Here is an 11,439-nt window from a genome sequence, read left to right as displayed (position 1 = left end):
CCGCACGCCTATTTCACGCGGTGCAGCTTGATCTGCTGGTTGGCGAAAAGGTGCACATAGCCGCACCGCCAGCAGATCAACCCGGTGGCGTTCTCGTCCGCCCAGGCCAGTTTGAGCAGTTCTCCGCCGGTGCTGTTCAGCTTCACGTTCCGCTCCCGGAACTCGTCGCTCTCGCAGATCTGGCACTTGATCCACATCTCGCCCAACGACGCCCGTACCGGCTTGGCCATGACTGCTCCCCGTGATTGCCCGACGTACGTGATCATGCCCGATGCCCGCGGGGCGATGCGTGGGTTGAGCAAGACCTGAGCATGACCTGAGCAACACGGGGAGCCTCTTCAGCTCACCGTGCAGCTCTGGTCGCCCAGTTTGAATGCTGTGGGCTTGGTGTTCGTCGTGCCGTCGCGGGAGCCCGTGAAGCCGAATGTCACCGAGCTGCCCGGTGCCACCTTGCCGTTCCAGTCGACGTTCTTCGCCGTCACGGTCGTGCCCGACTGAGTCACCTGCGCGTTCCACGCCTGTGTCACCTTCTGGCCGTCCGCGTAGGACCACCCCAGTGACCAGCCGGTCCACGCCGAGGTACCCGTGTTCTTCAGGGTCACGTCCGCCTGGAAGCCGCCCGGCCACTCGTTGGTGACCTTGTACGTGACGGCGCAGGCGCCCACCGGCTCAGGGTCGGGGTCCGTGGTGCCGGCCGTGTCGCCGTAGATGACACCACGGCCGTTCGTCGACACGTACACCCGGCCGTAGACCCGCGGGTCGCCCGTGATCGCGGCGCCCGTCCAGCCCCACTGGTGGGCGTCGTCGTTGACGCGGGTCCACGAGACACCCGCGTCCGTCGAGCGGAAGATGCCACGCACTCCGCCGATCTTCGCGCTGGTGTAGAGGGTCTGGTACGTCGCGCCCGGTGCCGCCTTGCCGAAGCCGATGGTGTCCGCCTGCTCGACCCCCGACACCTTGGTGAACGTCGCGCCGCCGTCCGTCGAGTGCCACAGCCCGTACGCGCCCTTCGCCGAGCCGCCCGCGAGCCAGATGTCACCCTTGGCGCCGGGGACCGCCTTGAAGCGGACGGGGCCGTCCGCGGGCAGGCCGGTCGACGCCTTCGCCGTGAAGGTGACTCCGCCGTCCGAACTCGCGTAGAACGTACCGGACTTGAAGGCGTAGAAGAGGGACGGGTCCTTGCGGTCGGACTCGACCGTCGCGCCCGCCGGCACCCCGCTCGACGCCGTCCACGCACCGCCCGTGCCCGTCTGCACCCCCGCCCCGTCGGGGCTCCACACGAACCGGCCGCCGTCCGCGGACACCGCCACGGTGCCACCTCCGGTGACACCCGACGGCTCGCTGCCCGCCGCATGCCAGTTGGCGCCGTTGTCGTTGGAGAGTGCCACGTGTGCGCCCGAGTCGACGTTCCCCGCGCGTGCCACCACATCGGGCTCGGACTCCGCGAAGTCGAGGCTCGTCGAGGACGTGAAGGTGGGGGAGGTGAACATCATCGAGGGGACCTTCGTGAGGTCCGTGTGCCGGAAGCCGCCGATGTCACCGAGCGCGCTCAGCAGCGGGGCGCCGGACGGCGGGGAGGCCAGGTCGTTGACGGCCGTCTCCTCAAGCCCCCTGACCATGGGGGTGATGGTGAACTTCTCGCCCGTGTCCCACGTGGTCAGGTTCTCCGTTCCGTAGATCGTCGCGCCCGTCCCGTACATCATCCGGTCCGAGTCGAACGGGTCGATCTCCAGCGCCTCCGTCATCCAGCCCAGCTTCGGCGACTGCTCGGGCGGCGCCGGGTTCGCGCCCCAGCTCAGCCACGGCACGGACGACACGTCCAGCGTGTAGCGGTTCTCGCGGTTCGGGTACGAGGAGTAGTCCCACGCCTTGGTCCATGTGCCGCCGCTGTCCTTCGAGCGGAAGATCAGCGTGTCCGGCCACCAGGAGCTGTAACCGGTCACCATGACCGTGCCGGGGTGCTGCCGGTCGAGGGTGAGGCCGCTGTAGCCGAAGGAGGTGTCCGCGTCGGCCGCCGGGCTGACGTTCTTCCACTCACCGGTCTTCGTCGCATACCGCCACACCTGGCCCTTGCCGCCGTCGTACGGGCCGCCGGTGTCGCTGTACGCGACGTAGAGGTAGCCGTTCTCGGCGTCGAGGACGCTCTTGTGGGGGACGTAACCGGTGGGCTGGCCGCCCACCCGCTCCCAGCTCGCGCCCGCGTCCGTCGACCGGTAGACGGAGTTCTCCTTGTCGGCCACCCCGACGTAGAGCGTCTTCGTGCGGGCGGTCCCCGAGCCCGTCGACTCGTCGAACGTCACCCACACCACGCCCGCCTTGTCGGACGAGTAGCCCGAGGTGTCCGACGGGTCGGGCACGTAGGTGCCGGCGTTCGGGAAGGCCGTGACCTGCGACCACGTCACACCCGCGTCCGTCGAGCGCCACAGGCCCTTGCCGCTGGGCGCGCCCAGGTAGAGGACCTTGTTGTCGTGCGGGTCGATCGCCAGGCGCTCGCCCATCCCGCGGCCGGGCATGTTGCCGCCGAGCTTGAAGGGGAGGTCCGCCTTCTTCCAGGTCGCGCCCCGGTCGGCGGAGCGCAGCACCGCGCCGTTGCCCGGGTCCCAGTCGTTCGTGTACGTGCCCACGGCCGCGTACACCCTGTCGGGGTCGGCGGAGTCGGTGGCGAGCGAGGCCACGCCCGTGTGCCCCCAGTCGTCCCAGCCGACCGAGTCGAGCAGCGGCGTCCAGGACTTGGTGACGTGCTCCCAGCGGTAGGCGCCGCCGATGTCGGTGCGGGCATAGGCGAGGTTCTTCTCGGAGCGGTTGAAGACGATGCCGGGCACGAAGCCGCCGCCGTCGATCCGGGCGTTCTTCCAGGTGTACGTGTCGGCTGCCACGGCCGCCTTCGGCCCGGCCGCCTGCGCCACCGGTGGGATCAACAGGCCTGCGGCCAGGGTGAGTACGGCCCCGGCGAGCAGCCGGGTGCGTGGTCTTCGCATGTGAAGTCCAGAGAGTCGAGGGAGGGGGGGAACAGGGGTGCGGGCCGGGCGGCCCTCGGAGAGGAGAGGACCACCCGGCCCGGCCAAACGGAGCCGCTCTCAGCAGGGCGTTATTCGAGCAGCTCCGCGTACGAACCCATGGCGAGCGCGATGTCCGCCTGGGCCCAGAACCGGTGGTACGTGAAGGTGGGCGCGGCGCCGCCCGCCAGGTAGGACTGGATCTTGGGCCAGCTGGGGTCGTTCTTGTAGAAGGAGCGCAGCGAGGAGAACGTCGACGACGAGTCGATCTTGTCGCCGTTCGGCATCGTGCCCGTCCAGCCGCTCGGCACGTACACCGAGTCGTTGAAGCGGCTGTAGTCCGCGCGTGTCTCGGGCACCGCGATGCCCAGCGCGTCCTGGTTGTTCTTCCACATGCCGTCGAGCAGCGCCTTCGCCGTCGACTTCGCCTCCGTGTCACCGGACTTGTCGGCGTAGTACGTCAGTGTCTTGGCGTACGCAGCCGCGACGCCCACGTCGTTCGTGTAGTCGGCGACCGTGACGTGAAGTCCCGTGTTGGCGCCGGGACTTGACGCGTTCCACGTGTCCGGCTTGCCCGACCACTGGAGCGTGGAGGGGATCCGGAACGAGCCGTCGGGGTTGACCGTCGTCTTGGACAGGGCCCAGTCGACCCACTTGTCCAGGACCACCTTGGCGTCGGCGTCACCCGTCTGCTGGTAGTACTCGGCGACGCGCTCCATCGACCACGCCTGGAAGCCGAACCACTGGTTGGACGGCGGGTCGTGGTAGACCGGCGCCTCGTCGTAGGCCATGCCGTAGAAGGTGGGTGTGCCGGACGGCGGGGTGCCGTAGCTGCCGCCCCAGCTGTTCGTCGCGCCGCCCGCGATGGCGCCCTCGTCGGACTGCAGCCAGCGATAGAACTCCAGCTGCCGGTCGAGCGACTTCGCCCAGTCCGCCTGCCCCGTCGCCGACTTGGGCTTCAGGTCCGCGTACGAGGAGAGCGCGTACGCGGCGAGCGGGTTCTGGTAGCCGCCGTGCGTGTGGCTCGAACCGATCCGCCAGGCCCAGCCCGCCGAGGTGTCGGTGGCGCCGCCCCACGCGTAGTACCAGGACATCAGGTAGTGCGAGGCGTCCTTGCCGGTGCCGGCCGGGCAGCTCGTCGAGGTGCAGTTGCCGACTTTCTTGAAGTACTTGTCGTACATCGAGTACCGCAGATAGTCGCCCATCTTCGCGGCCTTGCCGACCGTGGCCGACACCTGCGAGCCCTTGCCCTGCTCCTTGGCCCAGACGTCCGCCCAGTACGCGGCCTGCACGGCGCGCGCGTCGGCGTCCGGGGCGTTGGTGAACTTCCACTGCTTCGCGTACGAGGAGTCACCGGTGAACAGGTCCAAGTACCCGTTCTTCCCGCCGTACTTGAACGCGTCGCAGGTCGGCTGCGGCACCGTCTCCCACACCGACTCCTGCGCGCCGCGCTGGAACGTGTTGATGTAGGAGGGCCCCGTGGCGGTCGGGCCCGCCTCGCACTTTCCGGGCTCGTTGCCGTACCCGTAGACGTTGTCGACGTCCTGCAGCCAGTGCATGCCGTACACGTCGTCCGTGCCGTACGCGCTCTTCAGCTCGCCCGCGATCGGGTCGGGGCCCACTGAGACCGAGGAGTCCAGCTTGGCCGGGTACTGCGAGGGCAGATCGTGCTCGGGTGCGTACGTCGCGGGCTTCGACGCGTTGTACGAGGAGTTCGTCGGCTGGTCCGCGTGCGTCGGGATCATGTACTTCTCCATGATGTCCCACGCGCCGTTGAACTTGGACCAGTCGCCGCTGACCTTGCCGTACATGGCCTGGAGCCACAGCAGGTAGCTGTACGCCTCCGACGTCGTCTCGTGGCCGTGGTCGGGCGCCTCGACGATCAGGGTCTCGACCGAGTGGTACGGGATGCCCTCCGGCGAGAAGTAGCCGTTCGCCGGGTTGGTGATCTTGCCGTACAGGTCGAGGAAGCGGGCGTCGTACTCCTTGGACGCGGCCAGCTGCGTGACGGTGACCTCGGCCTTGGTGTGTCCTGCCGCGGTGGCCGTGAACGTGGCGGCGCCGGTACCGGAGGAGTCGGCGGCCACCGTCACCTTCTGCGCCGTGTTCCAGTTCGACGGGGTGAAGGTGAGGCTCGCGCCGGACGACACCGACAGGCCCGTGTTGCCGCTCGTGCGGGCCACGGAGACGGCGACGTTCGCGGTGGGCTGCGTCGACAGCTTCACGTCGAACGTGCCGGACCTGCCCTGCTGGACGCCGAGTTGGGCGGGGCTCGCGACCACGGCGGCGCCCGCCGCGACCGTGATGCCGACCGGGGTCGACTCACCGGTGGCGCCCTTGCTGTCGGTCGCCACCGCGTACAGCGAGTGCGCACCGGCCTTGAGGTCGTCCGTTTCCAGCGCGTACGGGGCGGTGGTGTCGGTGCCGATGAGCGTCGTGTCGTCGTAGAACTCGACCTTCTCGACGCTCGCGCCGTCGGCCGCGGCGGCGGTCGCCGCGAGCGGGACCGCGTCACCGGCCGTGTAGACCGCGCCGGCCTTGGGGCTGGTGAGCACCGTGATCGGCGGCTGATGGGCGCCGACGCACGCTGTTCCGTTGATCGCGAAATTCGTGGGCGCTGAATTCGAGCCACTGTAGGAGAATTGCGCGCCGGTCGAAATCGCGGCGCCCGCCGCGATCTTTCCGTTGTATCCGGCGTCTTTCACCGTGATGTTCCTGCCGGACTGCGACCAGGTCCCGTTCCAGCCGTTCGACAGTTTCTGGTCACCGGTGTACGCGTAGGTGAGGGTCCAGCCGTCGATCGCCGCGGAGCCGCGGTTGGTGACCGTCAGATCGGCCGTGAAGCCGGCTCCCCAGTCGTTGGTCCGGTAGTCGACACTGCACTCAACTGCCGCTGCCTGAGCGGTCGTTGGGAGTGCGGCAAGGGTGGCGAGCGGTAGTGCCAGGGCGGCCGCAACAGCGGTCCACAACCGCCGGGCCGGTCTCTTGGGCATGGGGGGTTCCTCCTTGCGGCTCTGAACAACCTGTGAACCAGTGGGAGCGCTCCCAAGATGATGCTGGGGGGAGAGGGGGTCAAGAGGCTTGGAGCGTCGAATTAATTCGACAGCGGAAATTCAGAACTGCTCTGTTGCTCGGCGGAACTTATTTGTCTACAGTCCAGCGGCAACCAGTGGGAGCGATTCCATCAGTCGACGCGCCGGTCCCGTACCGGTCTGTCCGAGCTGCAAGGAGTCGCTCATGCGACATCCCCCGCCCCTTTTGTCGCTGTGGGCGTGCGCCGCGCTCGCCGCGGCCGCGCTCGTCCCCCTGACCGGCTCCGCTTCGGCGGCCGCACCCGCCTGCACGGTCGAGTACTCCGTGACCGGGCAGTGGAGCGGCGGCTTCCAGGGAGCCGTGAAGGTCACGAACAACGGCGCGGCGAAGGACAGTTGGAGCCTGTCCTTCGACTTCGCCGACGGCCAGAAGGTCACTCAGGGCTGGAGCGCCGCATGGTCCCAGTCCGGAAAGACCGTGACCGCGAGCAATGAGGCATGGAACGGCGCGCTCGCCCAAGGTGCCTCCGTCTCCGCCGGCTTCATCGGCTCGTGGTCGGGCGCCAACACCGTCCCCACGTCGTTCAAGCTGAACGGCGTCACCTGCAACGAGGAGACGAACCCGACCGATCCGACCGATCCCACCGACCCCACGGACCCGCCCGGGCCCGACAGCGGCGCCCCCGCCCTGAAGGCTGAAGGCAACAAGCTCGTCGACGCATCCGGAGCCACCCGGCGCATCCTCGGCGTGAACCGCTCCGGCGCCGAGTTCATGTGCGTACAGGGCTACGGAATCTTCGACGGCCCCGTCGACGACGCGGCGATCAAGGCGATCGCCGACTGGAAGTCGAACGCCGTCCGCATCCCGCTCAACGAGGAGTGCTGGCTCGGCCTCGACAACATCAAGCCCGAGTACTCGGGCGCCAACTACCAGAGCGCCATCAAACAGTTGGTCGACCGTGTCAAGGCGAACGGCATGACGCCGATCCTGGAGATGCACTGGTCGTACGGCCAGTACACCGGGAACTCGGCGGGCTGCTCCGACGTCCACGCCAGCTGCCAGAAACCGATGCCGGACGCCAAGTACGCGCCCAGCTTCTGGTCCTCGGTCGCGAGCACCTTCAAGGCGCAGCCGGAGGTCGTCCTCGACCTGTTCAACGAGCCGTACCCGGACCGTGCCACGTCCACCCTTTCCGAGGCCTGGGCCTGCTGGAAGGACGGCGGGACCTGTCCCGGCATCGGCTACGAGGTGGCCGGCATGCAGGACCTGGTGGACGCCGTGCGCGCGGCGGGCGCCCGGAACCTGATCCTGGCGGGCGGCCTCGCGTACTCCAACGACCTGCGGCAGTGGCTCGCCCACAAGCCGTCGGACCCGGCCGGCAATCTCGCCGCGGCCTGGCACGTCTACAACTTCAACACCTGCTCCAGCGAAGCCTGCTGGGACGAGCAGCTGGCGCCCGTCGCGGCGCAGGTCCCGCTGGTGGCGGGGGAGATCGGCGAGAACACCTGCTCCCACGCCTTCATCGACCGGGTCATGAAGTGGTTCGACGACCGGAAGCAGTCGTACCTCGGCTGGACCTGGAACACCTGGGACTGCTCCTCCGGTCCCTCGCTGATCAGCAATTACGACGGCACGCCGACCGCGTTCGGAGTCGGCCTGCGCGACCACCTGAAAGCCATCAACCCCTGAAAGGGGCACCCCACACCATGAGCCGTACCCGACCCAGATCCCGCTCCCGGGCCACCGCCGCGGCGCTCGCCGCCCTCGCCCTCACCGGCGCCGGCTGTGTGACCACCGCCGTCGCGCTGCCCGCGGCCGCCGCGGCCCCCGCCTGCAGCGTCGACTACAAGGTGCAGAACGACTGGGGCAGTGGCTTCACCACCGCCGTCACCGTCACCAACAACGGCGCCGCGGTGAACAGTTGGAACCTCACCTGGTCGTACGCGGGCAACCAGAAGGTCAGCTCCGGCTGGAACGCCGACCTCTCCCAGTCCGGGTCCGCCGTCACCGCCAAGAACGTCTCGTACAACGGCAGCCTCGCCACCGGCGGCTCCACCTCCTTCGGCTTCAACGCCACCTACAGCGGCAGCAACGCGCTGCCGACCACGTTCAAGCTGAACGGTGTCACCTGCAACGAGGACACCTCGGGACCGACCGACCCCACGGACCCGACCGACCCGACCGAGCCCGGCGCCCGCGTCGACAACCCGTACGCCGGTGCCAAGGTGTACGTGAACCCTGAGTGGTCCGCGAAGGCCAAGGCGGAGACCGGCGGCAGCCGCATCGCCAACCAGCCCACCGGCGTCTGGCTCGACCGGATCGCCGCCATCGAGGGCGTCGGCGACGGCATGGGCCTGCGCGACCACCTCGACGCCGCGCTCGCCCAGAAGGGCAGCGGCGAGGAGGTCGTCCAGCTGGTCGTCTACGACCTGCCGGGCCGCGACTGCGCCGCGCTCGCCTCCAACGGCGAGCTCGGCCCGAACGACATCGACAAGTACAAGTCGGACTTCATCGACCCGATCGTGAAGATCCTCGGCGACCCCAAGTACGCGGGCCTGCGCATCGTCACCACGGTCGAGCTCGACTCGCTGCCCAACCTCGTCACCAACGTCTCGGGCCGCCCGACCGCCACGCCCAACTGCGACACCATGAAGGCCAACGGCAACTATCAGAAGGGCGTCGGCTACGCCCTCGACAAGCTCGGTGACATCGCCAACGTCTACAACTACATCGACGCCGGCCACCACGGCTGGCTCGGCTGGGACGACAACTTCGCCCCCTCCGCCGAACTGTTCAAGACCACCGCGACCAGCAACGGCGCCAAGCTCTCCGACGTCCACGGCTTCATCGTGAACACCGCCAACTACAGCGCCCTGAAGGAGGACAACTTCGCCATCGGCGACAGCGTCAACGGCAAGTCGGTGCGCGAGTCGAAGTGGGTCGACTGGAACCGCTACACCGACGAGCTGTCCTACGCGCAGGCCATGCGCGACAAGCTGGTCTCGCTCGGCTTCGACCAGAACCTCGGCATGCTGATCGACACGTCCCGCAACGGCTGGGGCGGCACGGCGCGGCCCACCGGTCCCGGCGCCAAGACCGACGTCGACACGTACGTGGACGGCGGGCGCTATGACCGCCGCATCAACCCCGGCAACTGGTGCAACCAGTCCGGAGCCGGACTCGGTGAACGCCCGCAGGCCAATCCGGCCACCGGGATCGACGCCTACGTCTGGATGAAGCCGCCGGGCGAGTCCGACGGGTCGAGCACCGCCATCGACAACGACGAGGGCAAGGGCTTCGACCGCATGTGCGACCCGACGTACACCGGCAACCCGCGCAACAACAACCACATGAGCGGGGCGCTGCCGAACGCTCCGGTGTCCGGGCACTGGTTCTCCGCCCAGTTCCAGGAGCTCATGAAGAACGCCTACCCGGCGCTGTAGGCCAGGTGCCGTAGCCGGGAAATTGCCGACCCGGCAACGTGGCTTGCCCGCCCGTATGTCGTCCGCGCACCCTGAGGTCGACGGACGACATACGGGCACGAAGGGCGGCGACCCCACGCATGGCACACAGCCACCACGAAGAAGGCCAGCACGGGCACGGTCAGCACGGCGGTCACGGAGGGCACGACCACACCGACATCGACTGGGCCGACATGATCCCGATGCTGGAGCGCAACGCCTCCGTGTACGAGCCGCTCTACACGCAGGCCCTCGACTGGCTGCGCGCGTCCCGCCCGGCCGGCACCGGCCTGATCGTCGACGCGGGCGCCGGGCCCGGCGCCGTGTCGCTGCACCTCGCCGAGGCCTTCCCCGAGGCCCGCGTCATCGCGGCCGACCCGGAGGAGGCGCTGCTCGCCCGCGCCACCGAGCGGTTCGCGGAGGCCGGCATCGCCGGGCGGACGAGCACGCTGCGCGTCGAGCTCCCGGACAACATCGGCGAGCTGCCGTCCGCCGACCTGATCTGGGCGGCCCGCTCCCTGCACCACGTCGGGGACCAGCGGGCCGCGGTGGCCGCGCTCGCGGAGCGGCTCGCGCCCGGCGGCACCCTCGCGCTCGTCGAGGGCGGACTGCCGCAGCGCTGCCTGCCGCGCGACTTCGGCCTCGGTCGGCCCGGACTGCAGGCGCGGGCCGACGCCATCGAGGAGGAGTGGTTCGGCGACATGCGCGCGAAGCTGCCGGGCGCCAAGCAGGACACGGAGAACTGGGCGGAGCTGCTGACCGACGCGGGCCTGACCGGGGCGGTCAGCCGCACCTTCCTGCTCGACCTGCCCGCGCCGCTGACGGGCGAGGCCCGCGAGACGGTCGTCGATCTGTGGAAGCGTCGCCTGGAGGTCTTCGCCGAGGCACTGTCGCCCGAGGACATGGCCACGATCGGCCGGCTCATGGACAAGGACGATCCGCAGAGCCTCCACCGCCGCGACGACCTCTTCCTGCTGACCGCACACACCGTGCACACGGCGGTCAAGGAGGCCTGAGGACCTGTTCCCGGGCTCCGACCCCGGACATGCGAAAGGGGGGCCCCGCCGGGGCCCCCCTTTCACGTGTGCGTCACGCGACGTCGAACGTCGCCGGGTCCGGGCCCAGGCGGCGGTCCTCGTTGAGGGCGGAGATGGCGCCGAGGTCCTCGGTGTCGAGCTCGAAGCTGAAGACGTCGATGTTCTCCTTGATCCGCGACGGCGTCACGGACTTCGGGATCACCACGTTGCCCAGCTCGATGTGCCAGCGCAGGACGACCTGCGCGGGCGTGCGGCCGTGCTTCTGTGCGATCGCGATGATGGCCGGGACCTCCAGGAGGCCCTTGCCCTGGCCGAGCGGCGACCAGGCCTCGGTCGCGATGCCCAGCTCCGCGTGCTTCTCGCGGGAGACGCGCTGCTGGAGGTGCGGGTGCAGCTCGATCTGGTTGACGGCCGGGATCACGGAGGTCTCGGCGGTCAGCTGGTCCAGGTGCTCCGGCAGGAAGTTGGAGACGCCGATGGACTTGGCGCGCCCGTCCGCGTGGATCTTCTCGAAGGCCTTGTACGTCTCCACGGCGAGGCCCTTGGACGGCAGCGGCCAGTGGATCAGGTACAGGTCGACGTAGTCGAGGCCCAGCTTGTCGAGCGAGGCGTCGAAGGCGCGCAGCGTGGAGTCGTAACCCTGGTCGGCGTTCCACAGCTTCGTCGTGACGAACAGCTCGTCGCGGGGAACGCCGGACGCGGCGATGGCCTTGCCGGTGCCCGTCTCGTTCTCGTAGGCCGCCGCGGTGTCGATGCTGCGGTACCCGGCCTGAAGGGCCGTGGCGACGGCGGTCTGCGCCTCGTCGTCCGGCACCTGCCACACGCCGAAGCCGAGCTGGGGCATCTCGACGCCGTTGTTCAGGATGATCGGGGGAACCTTGCTCACGAGGTGTCGATCCTTAATTCGTCCGG

At 69.0% G+C, this 11,439-nt stretch carries 7 protein-coding genes; 3 read left to right on the top strand and 4 right to left on the bottom strand.

From position 1 onward, the window contains the following. Positions 1-8 precede the first annotated feature (8 nt). The 3 genes from ACY34M_RS10100 to ACY34M_RS10090 all read right to left on the bottom strand — a co-directional run bounded on the left by ACY34M_RS10100 (position 9) and on the right by ACY34M_RS10090 (position 5,989). Positions 9-230, bottom strand: a complete 222-nt coding sequence (locus ACY34M_RS10100) for a hypothetical protein (RefSeq protein ID WP_462719264.1) — start codon at positions 228-230, stop codon at positions 9-11. 108 nt (positions 231-338) lie between these two features. Next, the gene (locus tag ACY34M_RS10095; protein WP_462719263.1) at positions 339-2,978 is read right to left on the bottom strand and encodes a cellulose binding domain-containing protein; all 2,640 of its coding nucleotides are present in this window, start codon (positions 2,976-2,978) and stop codon (positions 339-341) included. A gap of 110 nt (positions 2,979-3,088) precedes the next feature. Beyond that, positions 3,089-5,989 (bottom strand): glycoside hydrolase family 48 protein, encoded by a 2,901-nt coding sequence (locus ACY34M_RS10090; protein ID WP_462719262.1) that lies wholly within the window; start codon positions 5,987-5,989, stop codon positions 3,089-3,091. A gap of 244 nt (positions 5,990-6,233) precedes the next feature. Here ACY34M_RS10090 and ACY34M_RS10085 point away from each other — a divergent pair, with 244 nt between their 5' ends. The 3 genes from ACY34M_RS10085 to ACY34M_RS10075 all read left to right on the top strand — a co-directional run bounded on the left by ACY34M_RS10085 (position 6,234) and on the right by ACY34M_RS10075 (position 10,506). Beyond that, positions 6,234-7,718 (top strand): cellulase family glycosylhydrolase, encoded by a 1,485-nt coding sequence (locus tag ACY34M_RS10085; protein WP_462719261.1) that lies wholly within the window; start codon positions 6,234-6,236, stop codon positions 7,716-7,718. Positions 7,719-7,735: 17 nt separating this feature from the next. After that, entirely contained in the window at positions 7,736-9,472 is a 1,737-nt protein-coding gene (locus ACY34M_RS10080; protein ID WP_462719260.1) for a glycoside hydrolase family 6 protein, read from the top strand. Positions 9,473-9,591: 119 nt separating this feature from the next. Next, positions 9,592-10,506, top strand: coding sequence for a class I SAM-dependent methyltransferase (locus ACY34M_RS10075; RefSeq protein ID WP_462719259.1), 915 nt, complete (start codon positions 9,592-9,594; stop codon positions 10,504-10,506). 73 nt (positions 10,507-10,579) lie between these two features. Here ACY34M_RS10075 and ACY34M_RS10070 read toward each other — a convergent pair whose 3' ends face one another. Further along, the gene (locus tag ACY34M_RS10070) at positions 10,580-11,413 is read right to left on the bottom strand and encodes an aldo/keto reductase (protein WP_462719258.1); all 834 of its coding nucleotides are present in this window, start codon (positions 11,411-11,413) and stop codon (positions 10,580-10,582) included. Between the last annotated feature and the right edge of the window lie 26 nt (positions 11,414-11,439).

This window comes from Streptomyces sp. EDA2-14 (genome assembly GCF_054963755.1).
The sequence above is the reverse complement of the archived record's forward strand: the minus strand, read 5'-3'. Positions and strand labels throughout refer to the sequence as shown.

Bases quoted from the DNA above. Each gene is read 5' to 3' on its own strand.
- ACY34M_RS10085 (WP_462719261.1), top strand. From the start codon at position 6,234: ATGCGACATCCCCCGCCCCTTTTGTCGCTGTGGGCGTGCGCCGCGCTC.
- ACY34M_RS10090 (WP_462719262.1), bottom strand. From the start codon at position 5,989: ATGCCCAAGAGACCGGCCCGGCGGTTGTGGACCGCTGTTGCGGCCGCC.
- ACY34M_RS10075 (WP_462719259.1), top strand. From the start codon at position 9,592: ATGGCACACAGCCACCACGAAGAAGGCCAGCACGGGCACGGTCAGCAC.
- ACY34M_RS10080 (WP_462719260.1), top strand. From the start codon at position 7,736: ATGAGCCGTACCCGACCCAGATCCCGCTCCCGGGCCACCGCCGCGGCG.
- ACY34M_RS10095 (WP_462719263.1), bottom strand. From the start codon at position 2,978: ATGCGAAGACCACGCACCCGGCTGCTCGCCGGGGCCGTACTCACCCTG.
- ACY34M_RS10100 (WP_462719264.1), bottom strand. From the start codon at position 230: ATGGCCAAGCCGGTACGGGCGTCGTTGGGCGAGATGTGGATCAAGTGC.